Source organism: Prevotella dentalis DSM 3688, assembly GCF_000242335.1.
GTDB lineage: Bacteria > Bacteroidota > Bacteroidia > Bacteroidales > Bacteroidaceae > Prevotella > Prevotella seregens.
Window position 1 is genome coordinate 710,417 of record NC_019968.1, and the last position, 20,407, is coordinate 730,823.

The 20,407-nt window shown below is 60.6% G+C and carries 9 protein-coding genes; 1 reads left to right on the top strand and 8 read right to left on the bottom strand.

From position 1 onward, the window contains the following. Positions 1 to 44: 44 nt before the first annotated feature. The 7 genes from PREDE_RS10110 to PREDE_RS10140 are packed head-to-tail and all read right to left on the bottom strand — an operon-like array spanning position 45 to position 17,194. Positions 45 to 1,949, bottom strand: a complete 1,905-nt coding sequence (locus tag PREDE_RS10110) for a RagB/SusD family nutrient uptake outer membrane protein (RefSeq protein WP_235777522.1) — start codon at positions 1,947 to 1,949, stop codon at positions 45 to 47. Positions 1,950 to 2,002: 53 nt separating this feature from the next. After that, positions 2,003 to 5,320: a SusC/RagA family TonB-linked outer membrane protein gene (locus tag PREDE_RS10115; protein ID WP_005847096.1), complete on the bottom strand. Its 3,318-nt coding sequence runs from the start codon at positions 5,318 to 5,320 to the stop codon at positions 2,003 to 2,005. Continuing rightward, entirely contained in the window at positions 5,304 to 6,962 is a 1,659-nt protein-coding gene (locus PREDE_RS10120; RefSeq protein WP_235777523.1) for a fasciclin domain-containing protein, read from the bottom strand. The genes PREDE_RS10115 and PREDE_RS10120 overlap by 17 nt, the downstream gene beginning before the upstream one ends. Positions 6,963 to 7,018: 56 nt before the next feature. Continuing rightward, positions 7,019 to 9,085 (bottom strand): fasciclin domain-containing protein, encoded by a 2,067-nt coding sequence (locus tag PREDE_RS10125; protein ID WP_005847099.1) that lies wholly within the window; start codon positions 9,083 to 9,085, stop codon positions 7,019 to 7,021. Between the two features lie 18 nt (positions 9,086 to 9,103). Then, the gene (locus PREDE_RS10130) at positions 9,104 to 10,861 is read right to left on the bottom strand and encodes a RagB/SusD family nutrient uptake outer membrane protein (RefSeq protein ID WP_005847101.1); all 1,758 of its coding nucleotides are present in this window, start codon (positions 10,859 to 10,861) and stop codon (positions 9,104 to 9,106) included. A 15-nt stretch (positions 10,862 to 10,876) separates the two neighbouring features. After that, positions 10,877 to 14,296, bottom strand: a complete 3,420-nt coding sequence (locus PREDE_RS10135; protein WP_005847103.1) for a SusC/RagA family TonB-linked outer membrane protein — start codon at positions 14,294 to 14,296, stop codon at positions 10,877 to 10,879. Positions 14,297 to 14,323: 27 nt separating this feature from the next. Beyond that, positions 14,324 to 17,194, bottom strand: a complete 2,871-nt coding sequence (locus tag PREDE_RS10140) for a fasciclin domain-containing protein (RefSeq protein ID WP_005847105.1) — start codon at positions 17,192 to 17,194, stop codon at positions 14,324 to 14,326. A 347-nt stretch (positions 17,195 to 17,541) separates the two neighbouring features. Between PREDE_RS10140 and PREDE_RS10150 the strand changes: the two genes are divergently transcribed. Then, entirely contained in the window at positions 17,542 to 19,134 is a 1,593-nt protein-coding gene (locus PREDE_RS10150; protein WP_015310453.1) for an ATP-binding protein, read from the top strand. A 565-nt stretch (positions 19,135 to 19,699) separates the two neighbouring features. Here PREDE_RS10150 and PREDE_RS10155 read toward each other — a convergent pair. Beyond that, complete coding sequence (locus PREDE_RS10155) at positions 19,700 to 20,263, bottom strand: anthranilate synthase component II (protein WP_005847111.1); 564 nt, start codon at positions 20,261 to 20,263, stop codon at positions 19,700 to 19,702. Positions 20,264 to 20,407: the final 144 nt, after the last annotated feature.

Below are 20,407 nucleotides of genomic sequence, written 5' to 3' on the forward strand. Positions count from 1 at the left end.
TCCCTTGCGGAGAGGATTGGGAAGAGGGCGGGCAGCTTTTTCCCCTACTCGAACGGCAGATACCAGTTGGCAGGGTTGGAGAGATCGACGGCGGGACTGCGGTACCGGAGCTTGCGGGCCAGCCACTTGCCGCCGAAGTCGGCGCCGAAAGTGGCAGCGGCGTTCTTGTGGCGGGCCAGCCGCATGAGGTCGTACCAGCGCGTTCCCTCGAACGCAAACTCCAGCTGGTACTCGTCGCAGAGCAGGTCTTCCATGGCATTGATCCGGGCGGCCAGCGTGTCTTGCGCCGTGGTGCCGACCGTGAGGTTGAAGTCGCGGCCGATGTCGCGCATCTTTTTGTCCACCACGGCATCGAACTGGTAGGGCGAGCGGCCGGGATAGTTGCCGTCGCTGGTCACGCCGGCACCGTGCTGGTGGATGCCCCAGTTGGTGGCCTCGAAGTTGGATGCGGTGTGGGCCGGGAAGAGAGCGCGGTTGGCAGCCGAGAGCAGCGGGCAGCCGTTTTGCAGCAACGACTTGGACTCGGCCGAGACATAAGCCGCCGTCGAGTCGAGCAATTGCTCGGTGACGCCCTCCTTGAGGATGGCAAAGGCGGCGTCGGGATGGCCCATGCGGTTGAGCGCCTCGGCCAGATGGAGGTAGACGGTGGTGTTGCGGAAGAGGATAATGTTGCCGTTTTGGTACTTGGTCACCCACTGCATGGTGGAGTCTGCGCCCTCGCCCTGACGGGTGGCGGCGGCCAGACGCTGGTCGCCCAGGGCCGCACGGCCCACATACTGCTGGGCCAGGCCGCCGGCAACGTTCTGGAAATAGTAATAGGCGGTGCTGTCCGACAGCATGCGCAGCGGCTGCGAGGGCACCAGCTGAATCCTTTCAGAATAGAGCTCGGCCGCGGAATTCACGGTGGAGTAATAGTTGTAGCCGAAGGCTTGGGGCACTTGCGTGGTGGTGCCGCGCAGGCGGTTCACGGCCATGGGGATGTAGGAGATGATGTCCTGCGTGGCGTTGGGCCTGAAGATGGCGGCCCACTGCGTGCCGCCCTGCAGGCCGGCCATGTCGGCGGGGATGGCTTGCAGCTGGGCCATGGTGCGGGGGGCGAGCTGGTTCGCCATGCCCTGCGCGTAGCGTGTGCCCGAGGGTTTGCCCACGGCGGTGATGTAGGTGGCGTAGTGGCGGGCGGCGGCGGCATAGTCGCCGGCCTCGAGATAGAGCTCGCCGAGGATGACATCGACGGGAATGTAGCACAAAGCCGTGCGCACTGTCTTGGCCGAACCGAAGTTGGTGGAGCCTACACCGTGGTCGCCGCCGCCGTTAACGGGGACGCTGTAACCCGTAAACGGCTCGAGATCAACGGCTAAACGCGCCACGATTTCGGTGAGATCGAGACGCGGAAAAGCGTTATTCTCAATCTGGGAAATGCTCGTGAGCGGCTCGGTGAAGAAAGGCACGCTGCCATAGTTGCGGGCCAACTGCAGGTAAGCCCAGGCACGAAAGGCCTTGACGGCGGCATACTCGTTCTTCACCACATTGGTGGAACCGGTGAGAAGCGTGGTGTCGCGGTGGGCAATGTAGTAGTTGCAGTTGTTGATGACGCGGTAGTAGACGTAGGCCGAGTCGTAGCGGTTGGCAGCCGTGGCCGAGAAACCGTAGAGCTGGCGCAGGTTGTTGTCGGTGTAAGCGGTGGTGGCCACGTTGTCGCCGCGCAGCTCGCCCTGGAAGACATACTGGTCGGCCGTGTGCTGCATGGCCTGCATAATGCCGAAGGCGAAGAAGAGCGAGTCGGTCTTGCGGTTGAGGTCGCCGCCGAAAATCTGGCGCGAGTTGTCGGCCTGGAGCATGTCGCCGCATCCGGCCAGCGTGCCGGCGAGGAGCGTCAGGCCCAGCAGGGCGCGGCCCATGGCGAGGAGACGGCGGTGTGCGCGCCGCTTCGTCTGATGGTATAAAGTCATGATGTTCATTTGCTTGTTCTGTTCTTGGAATGTAAACGGAGGGGCTGACGGGGCTACAGATTGATTTTGAGGCCGAACTGGAAGCTGCGGCCCTGGGCGAGGTTGCCCGCGTCGATGCCTTGATAGAGCACGCCGCCGGCCACGCTGAACTCGGGGTCGCTGCCCAGATACTTGGTGAGGGTGACGAGGTTGTTGGCCTGTGCCCAGACGGAGAGGCCCTGGAGCCACGTCCAGCTGCCGGGGACGGGCAGCTGGTAGCTGAGTCGCAGGGTCTTGAGACGCAGGTAGGAGCCGTCTTCTATCCAGCGGTCGCTGAAGCGGTTGTTGCCCAAGGGGTCGCCATAGGCCACGCGCGGCAGCGTGGCGGCCTGGCCCTCGTAGCGCCAGCGGCCCACCTCGGCCACCTGTTGGTTGTAGAGCGTGGAGCCGCTGTTGAGGATGCTGCGCTGGTAATTGTAGACGTCGGCGCCGAGGCTGTAGTTGAAACCGAGGTCGAGCGTGAGGCCGCGCCAGCCCACGCGGGCGAAGATGTTGCCGTAAAGGTCGGGATTGGGGTCGCCGATGACCGCCTTGTCGGCCTCGGAAATCTCGCCGTCGCCGTTGCGGTCGACGAAGTGCACGTCGCCGGCGCGGAAGTAGTTGCGCCGGCCGGTGGCGTCGGTCGTGTAGAGATAGCCGTCCTTGCCGGCGGCGCGGGCGGCGTCGTCGGTGGCGAAGATGCCGGCCGTGCGGTAGCCGTAGAACAGGCCCACGGGGTTGCCCACGGCGGTGAGCAGGTTGTGGTCGCCGTAGACCGAGCTGGTGTAGCTGCCTCCGGGCAGCCGCGTCACCTTGTTCTTGTAGTGGCCCACGCTGAAGCCGAGCTCGGCGTGCCAGTCGCGTCCCACCACGGGCTTGCCCGTGAGCGTGGCCTCGAAGCCGGTGTTGCGCAGCGCGCCGCCGTTGGTCCAGTAGTTGTTGATGCCGCCGATGGGGTTCCTGAAGGTCATGAGCGTGAGCAGATGGCTCACCCGGTTGACGTAGAAATTGAAGTCGAGGCCCACGCGGTTGCCGAGCAGGTAGGCCTGAAGGCCCACGTTGAGCTTCTTGTTGGTCTCCCACTGTATCTTGTCGTTGCCGATGTTGGTGAGCTGCAGGCCCGTCATGTCGTAGAGGAAGCGCACGGCAGAGAGCGACGTGCGGGCGGCATAGTTGGAGATGTCGTCGTTGCCGCTCACGTCGTAGCCGGCGTTGAGCCGCAGGTAGTTCACCACGCCATGCTTGGGAAACCAGTCCTCATGGGTCATGACCCAGCCCAGCTGCACGCTGGGAAAAAGGGCCCACACGGTGCCCAGGGCCTTGAGTCCGCCGGCATTCTCGCCGAAGCGGCTGTTGGCTTCGGCGGCTAATGAGAGGGTGAGGAAGTAGCGGTTCATGTAGTTGTAGTCGGCGTTGCCGTACCACTTGATGGTCTTCCACACGTCGTTGGCTCCGTGGATGCCCTGATAGCCGGTGGAAGAACTGAGGGCAGGGTTCTTGTCATTGGTCACGCCGGTGTACTGCGTGTTGAGGTTGTTGTCGTCGAACGAGAAGTAAGTGTACCTGAATCCGCCGAAGGCTGCGAGCGTGTGGCGGCCGTATTGGCGGTACCAGTCCAGATGGGTGTCGCTCACCACGTTGATCTCCTTGGAGAAGAGCGAGGCGGCCATGGACGTCACCGTGCCCAGATCGGCTATCTCGAACGGGGGCACGCCGCCGTAGGGGCGGTGGTAACGCTGGGCGTTGCGGTCGAGGTTGTAGCTGAACATCGTGGTGAGCGACAGGCTGCGGCTGAAGGTCCACGTGGGCTCCACGCGCACATTGAAGTAGGTGTTCTCGGCCTTGTTCTTGTTGTCGCCGTCGGCATTGCTGAGAATGGCCACGGGATTGGCCAGTCCGTAGCCGCGTCCGAGCTGCGAATAGATGTCGTCGTAGTCGGAAAGCAGACTCGTGAAGCCGCCGATGACGGCATTGTACTGGTACGGACTCACGATGGGAGCCTTGATGAGCGAGAGGAAAGCCGGCGAGGTGACGGTGCCGGCGGTGAGGTCCGGGGCGATGCCGTCGTCGAAGACGCGGGCCGTGGTGCGGCTGATGGAGATGTCGAAGCGCGTCTTGAGGTTGTAGAGGATGTTGATGTCGGTGTTGAAGCGCACGTTCATCCGGTCGAAATTATTCTTTTCGACGGTGCTCTGGTCGTTCTGATAGCCCACCGAGAGGTTGTACATGCCGATGTCGTCGCCGCCCTGCACGTTGATGCTATAGTTCTGAGTCACGGCCGTGCGGTACACATAGTCGGTCCAATCGGTGTTGTTGTGATAGATATTATAGTAGTATCCGGCCGGGTTGTCGTCGAGGAAGTGGTAGGAAATGGGCTTGTCGAGCCGGGTGTTGGCCTCCATGGTGCCGAGCATTTCGGTGGCGTAGTTGCGGTATTGGCCGGCGTCCATCATCTTGGGAAGCCGTGGCACGAGCGCCACGCCCATGCCGATGTTGGCGTCGATGCGGGTAGCCATGGAGTGGCCGCGCTTGGTGGTGATGAGGATGACGCCGTTGCCGCCGCGCGCGCCGTAGAGGGCGGTGGCGTTTTTGAGCACGCGCACCTCGTCGATGTCGTCGGGCGAGAGGTTGGCCAGAATGTTGTTGAACTGCCCAAGATGGAGCGAACCGCGGTTCTGCTGCATGTCCTGCTCGATGCCGTCTATGACAATGAGGGGCTGTGCATTGGCATTTAGCGAGTTGAAGCCGCGCACAAACATGGCCGCCCCCGCGTCGGGCGTGGCCGAACGCATGATGCTTCGCACGTCGGCCCCGAGGTTGTTCTCGATGTCGTTGTCGATGGTCACGCTGTTGCTGGCGGCCCGAAAGCTACTCTGGGCAGTGATGACGGTGCCGTCCGGGTACATGCTGCGGTACCTGTCGGCCAGCATTCGCACGGCGATGGTCTGGGTGGAGTCGCCCGAGACAACGCCCACCTGCTGGGCCAGATAGCCCGGCGAGTGCACGTAGAGGCTTGTGGTGAAGACGGGCACGCTGATGCGGAAGCGGCCGTCGGCCCCTGTCATGGCTGCGAAGAGCGCGTTGCCGAGCGTGCGCAGCTGGATGCCGGCCAGGGGTTTGCCCGTGGCCTGGTCGGTAACGGTGCCGCGGAGCGTCATCATCGGATACTTGTGGGCGGGGCGGAGCGGGCGCGCGGGCTGCTTGATGGCGGTCTCCACCTCCTCGGTCTGGGAGGCATTGTCCTGCGCCGAGACGGGAATGCCGACGGCGAAAGCAAGGGCACAGAGGGCCAGCCTCAGGCTGCGGCCCTGCATATAAGGTGTGGTGGTCTTCATTTTATTTGGTTGCTTCATATTCTTCAAGTTCGGCAGGTCTGAGAATAAGGCCTGCCAGACGGATGTCGCGGGTGTATTTGGCCATCATCGGCTTGTTGAACACATTGAAGTCGGTGGTGATTTTCAGGTTGGGCCTCACCTCGGCGTTGGGCAGTCCGGCGTAGCACACGGGGAAAGTGAACGTTCCCACGGCCACGGTGTCTACGCGGGTGGGGTCGTTCTCCACCTTTTGGTTGAGCTTGGCAACGGCCAGCTTGCCGGCGGCATTGCAGTAGCTCAGGGAGAAATCGAGCTGGTTGGGCTTCAGTTCGGCGGCTGCACCCTCGTCCCAGGCGGGCACAAGCACGGCGTAGATATTGTATTTGACCGACATGACGCCGGGCAGCAGCACGTCCACCTGCGGCTTGGCGTAGGGGCTGGAGGCGACGGCCTGCAGATAATGGTAGGTGGCGATGCTGTCGTTCAGCCGGACATCCAGCCGAAAGTTCTTGCCCGTGCCGTTCCATGTGCGGCTTGTCGAGGTGGTGGGCACGAAGGCAAGCTCGCGCGCCCAGCCGTCCCAGGAGTGCACGGCCAGCGAGTCTGCAAGGCGGGCGAAGCCGTTGCTCATGCGCTGTTTCAGCGTGGTGCGGCCCAGATAAGCCGTGGGATTGGAGATGGCGATGCCGCCGGTGGTGAGGATGGTGTCGGTGCTCGTCTGGCCGGCGTCCTCCACCCACCGGTTGTAGGCGTTGCGGTTGTTGAAGATGAGACTGCCCATGAGCAAGAGACGGGTAATCGAATCCGTCATGTAGGCAGGGTTGACGGTGGCCGTCAGCTCGGGCGCCTTCGTGGCCGAAGTGGCATTTTTGATGTCCTGCGACAAGGTGTTGCCAATGTAGTGGAAGCTGGACTTGATGCGATTGCACGCATCTGTCCAAGCCTTGTTGGAGGGCATCAGCATGGTGTACGAGGAATCCTCGCGGTCAATATAGGCTCCGAGCTTGCGAAGCATGGTGTTTGTGGTGACCATCACCGAGTCGATGTAGGTCTGCTTGCCGTTGACCACCGGGCCTACCACCGACTTCGAGGGGTCGAGCCGAGTGAACTCGTAGCTCTTGAGATAGCTGCGCAGCGAATCAACGCCCGTTGCTTCGTCGAGAAACTCGTAGAGATTGGGGTAGAACGTGGCCATGCCGTCGAGCAAGTGCATCGTTCCGTTGGAGCTGGGCAGGTTGGGTTGGGCCAGCTTCACGTCGCCGAAGGTGTAGGTTCCGGCCCCCGTGAGGTCGTAGGACTTCTCGTTGAGCGTGTGAATGCGCTCCTGCACGGTGCCCGAGAGGGTGTGGTTGTACTCGGCAATATGGTTTTTCACAAACTGTCGCAGCAGTGTGGCGCTGTCTTTCTGCATGAGGGCGGCGGCATCGTAGGTGCCGTTCTTCGGGGCCCACACGGTGTAATAGTGGGCGGCCGAGAGCTCGTCGGCGAAGCCGGCACGCTTCACCAGGGCGGCAAAGTCGGACAATTCGCTGTTCTGCGAGATGTTTTCCCAGAGCGTTTGATTGGCCGACGCGGTGGCATCGACCGGCACGGAGTTGTAATCGTCGAAGTCTGAGCACGACGTGGCGGCGAGCACAACGGCCGCCAACGCCATGAGGGCTATATGATGTTTGGTTCTCATCTTCATTCTTCTTCCAATTAATTTTGAATTCTGAATTGTGAATTTTGAATTATGAATTAGTACCAGTCTTCGCTGTACTGGTCGTTGTCAACGATATTGACCGGCACGAACTCCACGAAGTCGAGCTGCCACTTCAGGTCGGAGTCGTCGTTGATGACGCTTTTGAAGCGGAACCAGAACTCGTCGCTCTGCTTGACGTTGACGCGTCCGAGCACCCGTCGCAGCGTCACCACACCGTCGCCGCGGCAGTTTTTGGTGGTGGACTGGTCGCCGTCGTCGCCGGGATGGCCGCAGAAGCTGAACGGGCCGCGCATGTAGCCGCGGTTGTGCATAGCCTCGTCGGTGGCTATGCCGCGGTCGTCCTCGTTGTAGAAAGGCGTCCAACCAATGCGCGGGTCGTCGGCTCCGATGCGTACATCGAGCGGGATGCTCAGGGCATTCATGGTCTGTACGTTCTTAGACTTGCCCCAATAGAACTGCATCATGCCGCCGTGGCCCATGGGAGAGTAGAACAAACGGAACTCGTAGAGGCCCGAAGGCATGGATGGAAGGCGCACGGCGAGGTCGTACTGGCCCCAGCCCTGGAACGTGTCGGCCTGATAGGCACGGTAGTCTCCGCGCACGTTGGTGCGCAGTTTGGTGGAGTTTCCGTTGTAGCAGATGACGTCGTTGAAGTAGTTCACGGGGTAAGCCACGCGTGCGCCGGAGCCCCCTCCGTTGAGGGCGCTGATCTCATTGGCGTACATATTGCGGAAGCCATTGTTGATAAGCTCCTCGAGGAACGTCTCGGCGTCGAGGCGCACACGCTCGTTGAGCGTGCCGTTGGGCACGTGCTCGTCGTAGACCAGCATGCCCTTGATGGGGTGTATGTAGCCGTTGTAGGCGGTGATGTCGGTTCGTTCGATGACGATGCCGGGGTGCCTCACGGGGTGCATAGCGGCAGAGCCGCGCGTTCCCACCTCGTCGGTGAGCGTGTTGTTGAGCACCCAGCGGTTGATGTAGAGCGTCTTGCCGGGCTGTGGCTCCCAGATTTTCATCAGCGTGTGGGGCAGCATGGTCTCATAGTAGTCGTAGGGCTCGCCGCCGTTCACGTAGTTCCACTTGTCGGTGCCGGCGGGCACGCCGGGCTTGTCCTCGAACACCATCTGGTCCTGGGCCATCGACACGTAGAGGATGTGGTAGGCCACGAACATGTTCAGGGCGTTGAAGCGGTTGGTATAGTCGGTGCCGGTGCTCACGGCGATGCCTTTCTCGCGAGGATAGTCGTACCAGGCCGCGGCCCCGCCATAGACCCGATTGGCATAGGCCACGAGGTCGTCGAACGAGTTGATGCCGTTGGCTTTCATCACGGCGTCGGTCTCGGCAAAGATGGTGTAGCCCACCTTGCATTCCGTGGGCGTGAGCAGATTGTCGCCGTTGGTGTCGGTATGGTCGTAGTCCTTGGTGTAGATGACGCCCTTGGTGCTCTGCTCCACGGAGTCGACAAGGCCTGTGCGGTGCAGGGCCTCGTAGAAAATGGAGTAGTCCTTGAGCCTCTGCAGGGTGGGTCCGAGCATGCGCGAGGTGCGCGGCACCACGCGGTCGACCACCTGCACCAGGCCGTTGGTCACCTCGTTGTCCTCGCTCACGATGGTGGCCGTGCTGTTGAGCACGGTGCGTCCCAGCGAGTCGACCGACGAAGAAATGGGCCGTCCGAGCATGGTGGTGATGGTGGCGCCGGAGCCGCCCATGGCGATGATGCTGTAAAGACCGTTGGTAAGATGGTACTTGGCGATGTCGGTGCAGAGCGAATCGGTCAGTCCCTCGAGCGTGTTGGCGGTCATGCCGTTGTGTTCCACCACGGCTTCCTTGTCGTTCCAGAGGCTGTCGATGTAGGCTTGCACGGCGGCATTGGTCGGGGCATAGCAGGTGTACTGGCCGTAGGTGGCCATGTTGCGGTCGAGCCCGGTGCGCTTCAGGATGTAGCTGAACGCCGTGAGGTTGCTGTCGGCGGCGACGAAGCTCCCCACCGTCTGGCCTGTAAAGGTGTAAAGGTTGGACTCGTCGGGCTCCCTGTTGCAGGCGCCCAGGGTCAGGGCCACGGCCACAAGTCCCAGTCCTATCTTGAAAATGTTGTTGGTCATGTCTGGTTTTCCTCCTGATTAATAGTTCTTGGTGTAGTCCTTGCCCGAGCCGTAGGCGGGGTTCTGCCGCAGGTTGGGGTTCACTTCCATCTCGCTTTGGTAGACGGGCATGTAGAGTTGGGGCTCGGTGCGCATCTTGGACGCGGCGGCCTGACCGCCCGAGGCGTACTTGCGTACTACGAGATTGAGCATGTCCTGGCTGTTTCTCACGCGGGCGCGGCCCTCGACTTCCTGCCGGTACAGCGTGGTGGTGTAGTCCACGCCGGCTACATGACGGTAGTTGTAGCGCAGGAGGTCGTACCACCGCTTGCCCTCGAAGCTGAGTTCGCGCAGCCGCTCGTTGAGCACGAGCGACTCCATGCCGGCCTTGGAATTGTAGTACGACCACTTGAGCGAGTCGGACGAAAGGCTGCCGGAGTAGAGGGAACGGCTGTTCACGTACTGCACGATGTTGAACGCCTGACGCAGCTGCACGTCGTTGTCGTCGGCGGCAAGCTGGGTCATGGCCTCGGCCTTCATCAGCATGACGTCGGACAGACGGTAGAAGATGTAGTTCTGGGCAAAATGCGTGTAGGCCCTCTCCTCGCGGGCATAGGCCCCCCGGCTGGAGGGGTCGCCGGTGCCGGGCACGGTGGTGGAAATCATCTTGCGCACGTCGAACGACTCTGCGCCGCTGCCCACGGCGTAGACATTCTGCCAGTAGCGGTAGTCGGAGTTCTTGGCGGCATTGTTGTTTACGTAGACGACGCCGTTCTGGCCGAAGAGCGTCGAGGCCTTGAGGTAGCCCGTGGTGGAGCTGTTGCTGGCATACTTGTACAGCATCTGGCACAGGGCGGTGTTGCTGTTGTTGGCGCCGTCGAGCTGCAACTCGAAGATGCTCTCCTCGGCATTCTGCGTGATGAACAGGTCGGCGAAGGCCTGGTTGCCGTCGGCCAGGGGATACTCCTTGGGCACGGTCTCGTTGCGTCCGGGCTGGTGGGCGGCCCGTTTGGAGGCTATAACCTTGTCGCAGTAGGCCACGCACTGCCCGTAGTCGGCGGCCGAGTGGGCCACGCTGGCCCGCCACAGGTAGATGTCGGCCAGGAGGGCGTCGATGGCGTCGCGGTTGATGAGCCCCTTGCTGCGCCAGTCGGTGTATGCCGTGGGGTCGAGGGCGTTGCGCTCGGCCTCCTGCAAGTCGTTGATGCAGAGTTGCAGCACGCTGTCGGGCGCACTCTGGTAGAGGTTCATCGGCTCGGAGCTGTTCATGTAGGCATGGGCCGAATAGGGCACGTCACGGAAGTTGCGCACCAGGTAGAAGTAGCAGAGGGCACGCAGGGCGAGCATCTGCGAGCGGTCGACCTGGTAGTCGCCGTCGGTGTAGGAGGGGTCGATGGCCATCACACCACCGGCCCGACTGAGCACGATGTTGCAGTTGTTGATGACGCTGTAGAGCGACGACCAGTTGGCGTAGGCGTTGGTAGTCTGCACGTTCACGGCGCTGAGCTCGGTGAGGGCGGTCTGCGTGGGTGAGCTCACGGGCACGAGTTCGTCCGACCGGAAGTCGCCCCACACGATGAGATTGTTGATGACCGACGTGGCGAGCATCGACCGATAGGCACCCGTCACCATCTCGCTGACGTCGGCTTTAGTCTTCCAGAAGTCTTCGTCCACGGTCTTATCGTCGGGCAAAAGCACCGTATCCACGCAGCCAATAAGGCTTAAAGGCAAGAGGAAAAACAGGCAGACGCGGCACGTTTTTCCCATTTTCTTGATGTGTTTAGCTATGTTGTTCATACGTTGTCTGCTGGTTTAGAATCCAATGTTGATGCTGGCGGTGAAGGATTTGGCCCGCGGAGTCTGCGAGCTGTCGGTGGCAATGCCCCATCCGCCGGTGGAAATTTCGGGGTCGGTGCCGCTGTATTTGGTCCAGAGCCAGAGGTTGTTCACGCTCAGATAGAGCTGCAGATTGTTCAGTCCCCACCGTTTGACGGTCTTCTTGTCGAAGTTGTAGGCCAGCTGCAGGTTGTTGAATCGCACGAACGAGCCGTCCTCCACGTAGCGGCTGGAGCCCTGATAGTTGTAGGCTGCAGAGGAGCCGTCCACGTAGAGGGCGCGCGGCATGGGGGTGACGTCGCCGTTCTTGCGCCAGCGATAGTTCACGGCCGCGGTCTGGTTGTACGTGGTGGACATGGCCTGCAGGGCCCAGCGCGCGCCGTTCACCACCTTGTTGCCGAAGCGATAGGCAAAGCGCGTCTTGAGGCTCCACTGCCCGTAGCGGAACGAGAAGTTGAAACCGCCCTGCAGTTTGGGCAGCGAGTTGCCCAGGTACACGATGTCGAGGGCGTTGACCTGGCCGTCGTGGTTGATGTCTTCGTAGATGGCATCGCCGCCCTGGAACGTGTAGGTGGACGAGCCGGAGTCGTAGTTGTAGACCAGATGCTGGGGCTCGCCGTTGCTGGTCATGATGACCTTGCCGTCGCTACCCACGGCCACGGGGAACGTGTGGCCGGCCGCCAGCTGCTCGTTGATCCAGTTTTCGTAGGCGGCGGGCGTGAGATGGTTCTCCTTCTGGTGGTTCTGCAGGTACTCGTAGCTGTACTGGTAGACGCCCTTGTAGCGGAATCCGTAGATGGAGCCCAGGGCGTTGCCCACCTGCACGCGGTTCAGATAGACGGGCGTGGCCTTGTCGAGGTTGCCGCGCGAGGTGGCCGTCCACTTGGAGTTGACGGCATCGAGCACGCGCTTGTCCATCTCCTTGATCTCGTTGTAGTTCTGCGCGAAGTTGACACCCGCGCTCATCGAGAACTTGCCGGCCTTGATGATGTCGCGGCCGTTGACGTTCAGTTCCCAGCCATCGTTGGTCATGGCGCCCACGTTGGCATAGGCCACGGAGCCGTAGCCCGTGGTCGAGGGGATGGTAACGCTCTTTTGCAGCAGGTCTTTCGTGTCCTTGTGGTACCAGTCGAAGTCCACTTCTATCCTGTCGTTGAGGAAGCCGAGGTTGAAGCCCAGGTTCACCGACGTGGTCTTTTCCCAGCGCAGGTCGTCGAGCTTCAGGCCGTCGATGCTGGCCGCCGCCTGCGAGGAGCTGCCGCGGCCATAGTATCCGGCACTGGTGTTGTAGGTGGAATAGAACAGGTAGTCGGCGTCGGGGGCCTTGCCCACCATACCCCAAGTGGTGCGCAGGGCGGCCATGGAGAGCCACGAGCGCAGGCTCTTCATGAACCCTTCGTCGATGACATTGTAGCGCAGCGACACGCCGGGGAAGTAGGCCCACTTGTTTTTCGGGCCGAATTTGGAGTTGCCGTCGGCCCGCAGCGACACGGTGGTGATGTAGCGTCCCTTGTAGGCTCCGTGAAATTCGTATATCCAATTCTGCGAGTTGCTGCGGCCGTTGCTGCTGTTCATCTTGCGCAAGTCGCCGGGGGCGGTGGGCGAAGTGATGCCGTCGGGCAGGCGGTTCATCTCGATGGACTGGCCGTTGCTCTTGGAAGTGCTCATTTCATAGCGGGCCAGCATCATGGCCGAGAGGTCCTTGTTGCGGAAGTAGGGCGTGTAGACCAGCTCCACGCGGCCGCCCATCTTGAAGCGGTTGCTCTCGGTGTTGGCGCTCGCATTGTACGAAGCAGAGGTCCAGGCATCGGTGCTGAGAGCCGCGGGGCAGTAGGTGGGCACGCTGCGGGCGTAGATGTCGAAGTCCACACGGCCGTTGAACGTGAGGCGGTGCTGGTCGGACCCGGTGCCCAACAGCTCGTACTTGATAGCAAAGTCGGGCGTGATGCGGTAGGTCTGATCCTTCTTCCAGGCCAGGTTGGCAATGGCAACGGGGTTGCCCAGCCCGCGAATGTTGCGCATTTCGTAGGACGAGTAGTTGCCCGTGTAGGGATTGAGCGTGCCTGTCGCGTTGCCCGATGGGTTCATAATGTAGTACTCGCCGGTGTCGGTGCCGTCGGCTTTCTGCCGGTAAATGCTCATGTTGGGCGAGAGCTTCTGGGCAATGCCCAGCAGTCCCGCATAGTTTTCATCGTTTCCAGTGTAGGTGAGTGCGAAGTTGGTGGAGAACTTGATACGCTCGGACACGCTGTAGTCGAGCACCAGCCGGGTGGAGAAACGGTCGAGCTTCTGCTTGATGATCGAGCCCGTCTGGTGGTCGTAGCCGGCCGAAATGCGGAACTGCGCACGCTGGCCGCCGCCCGTGAGGTTGAGGTTGTAGGAGTGCATCTGCCCGAACTGCTTCACGGCCTTCACCCAGTCGGTGTTGTTGTTCCAGTTTTCATACTCGGCCCAACTCTGGTCATAGTTCAGCTCTGCGATGTTAGTGGTGGCCGTTCCTTTCTGCGAAGGGTTGTAAAATTCCTCCTTGAGCATCATGGTATAGTCGTCGCCGTTGAGCAGTTTGTAGCCGTCGGGCTGCCATGTGCCGGTGAACTTGTAGGAGAAATTCACGCGCGTCTTGCCGCGTGAGCCGCGCTTCGTGGTGATTTGAATCACGCCATTGGCACCGTTGGCGCCCCAAATGGCCGTGGCTGCGGCGTCCTTGAGCACGGTAATGCTGGCAATGTCTTCCACGTTGACCGAGAGCAGCGAGGCGTATTGCTCCTCGTTGGCGTTGGCAAAGTCGAAAGTCTCGTCGGGATTGTCGAAGATTTTGTCGTCGACCACGATGAGGGGCTCGGCGTTTCCGTTGATGGTCGTCACGCCGCGCAGGCGCATGGTGGTGCCCGAACCCAGGTTGCCCGAGTTGGCCACGATGTCCAAACCGGCTATTTCGCCCTGCAGGGCTTCGTCGGCCGAGGTGAACGACATGCCCTCCACTGCGTCCATATTGAATGTTTGCTGCGAGACCGACACCTCGCGCTTGGGGATGAACAGGCCGCCCGACGAGGTGCGGGCGCCCTTGACAACCACTTCCGTGAGGGTGTGGTCGTCGGGATCGAGCATCACTTCAAAGGTTTCGGCGTCGCCAATCTTCACCGTTTTGGTCTTGTCGCCCACGTAGGTGATGACGAGTTTGTTCTTGGGGCTCTTCACTTCCATCGAGAAGTTACCGTTGATGTCGGTCTGGGCGGCCGAGACGATACGGTTGTTGGCGTCGCGTTCGGTCACGTTGGCCATCATCACCGGCCCCTGCGAGTCGCTCACGGTGCCGCTGATGCGCCTACTTTGGGCAGACAGTCCCATGGACATGCCGGCCAGCACAACCGCTGCGTATATTCTTTTCTTGGACATATTCTGTGTTCTAATCTATGTTAGCCTTTAGCGTTTGTTGTTCGTTTGTCTGCCCTTGGCGGCCATTCGCTTGGCTGCAGCGGCATTGGCGGCCACCACGTCGGCGTCCCAGGAGGGGTTGCCGGCGGCGTCCTTGTAGAGGAAGAGCGGCGTGGCGAGCTCGTGCACGGCACAGAACGACGAGGTGGTGATGGCACTGGCCGACGTGCGTTCGCGGTCGAACCAGTAGTCGCGGGTCATCTGATTCACCATGCGGCCCTCGCCGCCGTCCACGCTGTGGCTCTGCCCCGCGCCGTCGACGATGCTGATTCGGCCGTTGCCGCCCGAGACAGCATACTGTTCGGCCATGCCCAGACTGTTGGTGCAGAGGCTCTCGTAGGTGTCGGCGGCCACCGTGTTGTCGGCATAGACCGAGCCGCTCTGGAAGTGGTAGCGGCAGAAACTGCGGATGGCCTTGATCTGTTGCTTGGCTGCGGCAGCCACGGCGGCCGGCACATCCTCGGCCGACTCATAGGGGGCCAGCGCGGCTTGAATGTCGCTCCAGCGCGGCAATCCGTGGGCATAGGCCACCTGCATGGCGGCATTGTCGGGGGCGTAGAGCGTGTAGTTGTAGGTGTTGAACATCTTCACGTTCTCGTCCAGACAGGCGTTCTTCACCTGATTGCTGCCTGTTCCGTAGGTCGAAGTGAAGACAAGATACTGGTCCTGCTCGGTGGTGCCGAAGCTGTTCTGGGCGTCGGAGATGCCGGCCTTGAGCAATACATCGGCGGCAGCGAAGCCGGCGCAGAGCTCGTAGAAGTCGGAGAACTGTGCATTGTCCTGCAAAACGCGGCTCACGCTCTTCTGCGGGGCCTGAATCACACGGTCCATACGGTAAGCATGGCCGTTGGCTTCGGTGTAGTCCACCTCGATGCGGGCCGGGGTCAGCTTGGCGTCGGCATCCACCTGGGCGCTTGTTCCCACGGTGGCGCCCACGCCGTTGCCGCTCACGTAGACCTCACCGCCGTGCTTGGTCTGGTAGTAATGGTTCCGGCCGATGGTCTCGCCGTCGGGCAACAACAGGGTGTGATAGTTCAGAATGTCGACCAATTGGCTGGTGTACTTGGCCGTGGCGGCCGAGTTGTAGCGCACGGTCTCTATCACGTCAGCGCCCACTTCGCCCGTCGCCGGGTTGTAGCGGTGCACGTCGCAGCGCAGTTCGGCGGCCCCGCTCTTGGGATTGGTGACGAACTTGTAGAAGCGCAGGGCGCGGGGATTGGCGTTCTTGAGCGAGGTGGGATCGATGTAATAATGGCCGAAAGCCTCGTCGTCGGGCAGGAAGAGACCGTAGGTGGCGCTCATGGCCAGCAGGTAATACTTGAAGTCCATCCGCAGCACCTTGCTGTCCTGAATGGCCCAGTTCATCACATACATGTCTGGATACGACGACGAGGGGGCCAGTACGGCCCGGTATTCATCGGGGGCAATCATCTCGTTGGTCACATAAACGACACCGTTGTTGGCTATCTTGATGTCGTATTTGTCGCCCGTCCGGCGCAGCAGACGGGTTGACATGCCCATGTTCTCGGAGGCATCGTTGATGATGGTCGGGAATTTGCTGGGCACTGTCTCCACAAACGAGCTCTGTTGCAGGTTGCGGATGAAGGCCGTAATGATGGCAGGATTGGCCATTTGCATGGAATCGAGGTTCTCAAGCAGGTTGTCTTCCGTGTTGGATTGCTTGCCATAGATGTCGATGAGGTAGGCTCCGGGGCCTCCGGGCAGGAAGTATTTCCTCACGGCATCGTCGTCAGGGGCAAAGATTGCGCCCATATCTGTGATGCTGTAGTCGATGCCCGAGGTGTTGGCATGGGCGGGATAATACTGGTTCCAGCCCAGATCGTACTTCAGGTAGCGGCCGTTGCCCAGGGCATTGTTGCCGGGATCGACGGTGAGCGAGCCGCCCTGCGAACGCGAACTCACGTAGCGCAGCTCGAAGATGGAGTCGATCAGTGCGGCGTTGTTGGCCACGGCCCAGTCGTTGTAGTTGTTGGTGACGGTCTGGTTGAAGTAGGGCGCGGCATAATAGTCCACCATACGGCTGAAGATCGAGGTCTCGGGCGCGCGGCGCAGCACGTCGGCCATGTTGCCCGGCGGCACGAGCACGTCCTGCAACTGGTGGATGTAGCCGTTCTGGCAAGTCACGTCTTGATTGATGATCTTGTCGTTGAAGATATAGGCCGAGGCGTTGTCGGCATCGTAGCGTTCGCCGGTAAGAATCTCGAAGTCGGAGCCGTCGCCAGCCGTGGTGATGTTGTTGTTCACCATTTGCTCCCGCGTAAAGTGCACCATCATGGGCCGGGTGCCGTCCTGCACAAGGTCAATGCCCTTATTATAATAAGGTGTCCACCAGCCGTTGTTCTTTGGCATCTGCGTGGCTCCATAGAGATGGGTCACGGTGTCGGCGACGCTCACCGAGGTCTGGTGCTTCAGCGCCAGCCCGTCCTCTACCGAGGCCGGCCCGCTCGACACGTTGGAGAGCATGCTTACCAGCAGTGCATTGTCGAGCATGGAGCTGTAGAGCAGCAGTTTCTTCTGCGCCACGGTGAGCTGTTCGTAGCTCGTCACGCCCCAGGCGTTGCTCTGGAAGAAACGCTGGAAAGCCTCGTCATTGGCCGGGAACACCGTCTTGCTGCCGGTGCGCGAGAGCGTAGAGCCGTAGCCCAGGTCGTCAACCAGCCGCAGGTACGTGGCAAACGTGCCCGTGAGGTACTTGGAGTCCGGGTTCTTCAACGCTTCATAGATGCTTCCTCCGAGCCACGCGGGCTTGTTGTCTTCATCCACTTCCTCGTTCTTGTCCACGCAGGAAGTCATCAGTCCCACGCAGATGAGAGAGAGACATACGAAGAGCTTTTTCATAAATCGTTCTTAGTTATTGTTGTTTTGTTTGTTTTAATCGATTGGATAGGCGGCGCATGCAGCGTCTTCAGGTCGTTCTAAGCTGCAAAATTAATAACATTAGTTTAAACAACCAAACGGCAATTATACGAAAATTAGCATTTTTGCGTGCCTTTTTGCCCAAAAATCATTTATCAAAGGTTAAAATCAAAAAAAGAAATACCGCGTCCGTCTGCCCGCTGCCAAACGTCGCAACCCGCGTGGCCAGCAAGAAATGTTTGGACGGGAAACCCTTTTTTCTGCCGCGATCAGCGGCTAATCCAGAAAAAATACGTAAGTTTGCAAAAGTACAATCAAGCCGCAACAACATGAAATACCCCATCGGAATACAAGACTTCAAGAAAATAAGAGAAGACGGATTCGTCTATGTGGACAAGACTGACCTCGTCTACGACCTGGCGACACAGGGCACCATCTACTTCCTGAGCCGGCCGCGGCGCTTCGGAAAGTCGCTGCTCATCTCCACGCTGAAGTATTATTTCCGCGGCGAGCACGGGCTGTTCAAGGGCCTGGCCATCGACAAGCTGGAAACCGAATGGAAGCAATACCCCGTGTTCCACCTCTCGTTCGGCCCGCAGGACTTCACGCAGCCCGACGCTCTGTACAAGGCCATCAACTATTTCATCAGTTGCGCGGAGCAGGAGTACGGGCTGCAGACCATCGAAGAGACGCTCAGCACGCGGTTCCTCCGCGTGCTGCATGCCGCACACGAACAGACGGGGCTGCGATGCGTGGTACTCATCGACGAGTACGACAAGCCGCTGCTCGACGTGCTCGACAGGCCAGACACCATACGCGTGAACAACGTAGACAAGACCTTCGAGGAGCACAACCGCGACCTGCTCAAGGGTTTCTACGCCGTGTTCAAGGACGCCGACCCCGACCTGCGCTTCGTTTTGCTCACGGGCGTCACCAAATTCTCGCAGGTCAGCGTGTTCAGCGGCTTCAACCAGCCCAACGACATCAGCATGGCTCCCAAGTTCGACGCGCTCTGCGGAATCACCAACCAAGAGCTCCACACCGTCTTCGCCGACAGCATACGAGAGCTGGCCGATGCCATGGGGACTACCGAAGAAGACATGAAGCGGCTGTTGCAGAGGCAGTACGACGGCTACCACTTCAGCGAAAGAATGACCGACGTGTACAATCCCTTCAGCTTGCTCAAGGCCTTCGACAACCAAGCCATACGCGATTTCTGGTTCCAGACCGGCACGCCCTCCTACCTGCTGCGACTGCTCGAGCACTGCGAGGAGAACCTCAACGAGATGGTCGGCCGCTACTACAGCGAGCCGCAGTTCGTCGACTACAAGGCCGACGTGGAGCGACCGCTGCCCATGATATACCAGAGCGGCTACCTCACCATCAAGGAATTCGACCCCGACAGCCGAGCATACCTGCTCGACTTCCCCAACAACGAGGTCACAGCGGGCTTCGTCAGCCTCACGGCCGCCAGCTACCTCAAGTCGAAAGAAAGCCCGCAGACCTGGATTCTGCAGGCCCAGCGCGCACTCAAGCAGGGCGACACCGACGGCTACCGCGACCTGCTCGCCGCGTTCCTCTCCAGCATTCCCTACTCCGCACGCCGCCATGAGAACGAGCGCGAGCAGGAGCGCTACTTCCAATACACCGTCTACCTGCTCATGCGCATGATGAGCGTCTACACCGTTTACCACGAGAAGCACACCAGCCAGGGACGTGCCGACTTCGTCATCGAGACCCCGCGCTTCGTCTACATCTTCGAGTACAAGCTCGACCGGCCCGCCGCCGAGGCCATCCGCCAGATCGAGGAAAAGGGCTATGCCCGCGAGTACGCCCAGGACCCCCGGCCCGTCTACTGCATCGGCTGCACCTTCAGCAGCCAGACCGGTACCGTGGGCGACTGGGCATGCCAGGCCGTATAGCCGCCCGCAGCCCGGCACCAACGGCATGCCGGGCCGGCCGGAAAGCCGTCACCCCCTAAAGGCAAGCCCGCAACTCCCTGATGAAAACCCCGCAATCGCCTGACGACAAACCCGTAATCGCCACACGAGAAACCCGCAATCGCCACACGAGAAACCCGCAATCGCCTGACGATAACGGTGTAATCACCGCGCGATTACACCATCAAGGTTCTGCAAAAACGGCAGAACCCCACGGTGCATGCGGCTAAACATCCTATAAACACGGCATATCCCGCCTACAAATCCCGCCCATCATCCCTCCCATAACAGCCCATCATCCCTCCCATAACAGCCCATCATCCCTCCCATAACAGCCCATCATCCCTCCCATAACAGCCTATCATCTCTTATAACATCCTATAAAATCCTATCATTTCGGCTCAAACCATCCTCTGTGCGGGCCGGCATGCGTGCCGGCCCGCACGTTTGGTACAAACGATTGGCGGGAGGGCGCAGTGGTTTGGCAAGACGACACCACGCGTTTGAATGGCCTTGCGGGGCATGCGGGCCGGCACAGAGGCCGGCCTTACAGGCGCAGCCAGTTGTCCACCATCCGGCGGCCGTCGGGCGTGAGCACGCTCTCGGGGTGGAACTGGATGCCGCGAATGTTGTAGTTTCGGTGGCGCAGGGCCATGATGTGGCCCTCGTCGGACACGGCCGTGACCTCCAGACACGCGGGAAAGGCGGTGCGGTCGACCACCCAACTGTGATAGCGTCCCATCACGATGCGCCGGGACAGCCCCTCGAAGAGGGGGTCGTTGCCCAGCTGCGTGCCCTCCGTAGCCACGCCGTGATACACTTCGGCCAGGTTCTTGAGGCGTGCACCGAACGCCTCGCCGATGGCCTGGTAGCCCAGGCAAACGCCCAGGATGGGCTTGCGGCCGGCATAAGTCCTGACCACATCGAGCAGGAGGCCGGCCTCCGAGGGGATGCCCGGGCCGGGGCTGAGGACGATACGGTCGAAGGGCTCCAGCTGACCGAGCGTGAACTGGTCGTTGCGGTACACCTCCACGTCGGCCCCAAGCAATTCCACCAGCTGGGCCAGGTTGTACGTGAAGCTGTCGTAATTGTCTATGATAACGGTTTTCATGAGAGTATTTTCTTGAGGAGTTAAAGGAGTTAAGGAGTTAGAAGGAGTTAAAGACAACGGTCTTGCTCAAAGTTCCGGCTCGTCTTGCCCACCGTTCCGGCCGCTCCTCGTCCGCACTCTTCCCCTCCCTTTAATTTTGAATTC

Coding starts and splice junctions, on each gene's coding strand:
- PREDE_RS10155 (WP_005847111.1), bottom strand. CDS start 20,263: ATGAAAACCGTTATCATAGACAATTACGACAGCTTCACGTACAACCTG.
- PREDE_RS10120 (WP_235777523.1), bottom strand. CDS start 6,962: ATGAGAACCAAACATCATATAGCCCTCATGGCGTTGGCGGCCGTTGTG.
- PREDE_RS10115 (WP_005847096.1), bottom strand. CDS start 5,320: ATGAAGCAACCAAATAAAATGAAGACCACCACACCTTATATGCAGGGC.
- PREDE_RS10140 (WP_005847105.1), bottom strand. CDS start 17,194: ATGAAAAAGCTCTTCGTATGTCTCTCTCTCATCTGCGTGGGACTGATG.
- PREDE_RS10130 (WP_005847101.1), bottom strand. CDS start 10,861: ATGAACAACATAGCTAAACACATCAAGAAAATGGGAAAAACGTGCCGC.
- PREDE_RS10125 (WP_005847099.1), bottom strand. CDS start 9,085: ATGACCAACAACATTTTCAAGATAGGACTGGGACTTGTGGCCGTGGCC.
- PREDE_RS10150 (WP_015310453.1), top strand. CDS start 17,542: ATGAAATACCCCATCGGAATACAAGACTTCAAGAAAATAAGAGAAGAC.
- PREDE_RS10110 (WP_235777522.1), bottom strand. CDS start 1,949: ATGACTTTATACCATCAGACGAAGCGGCGCGCACACCGCCGTCTCCTC.
- PREDE_RS10135 (WP_005847103.1), bottom strand. CDS start 14,296: ATGTCCAAGAAAAGAATATACGCAGCGGTTGTGCTGGCCGGCATGTCC.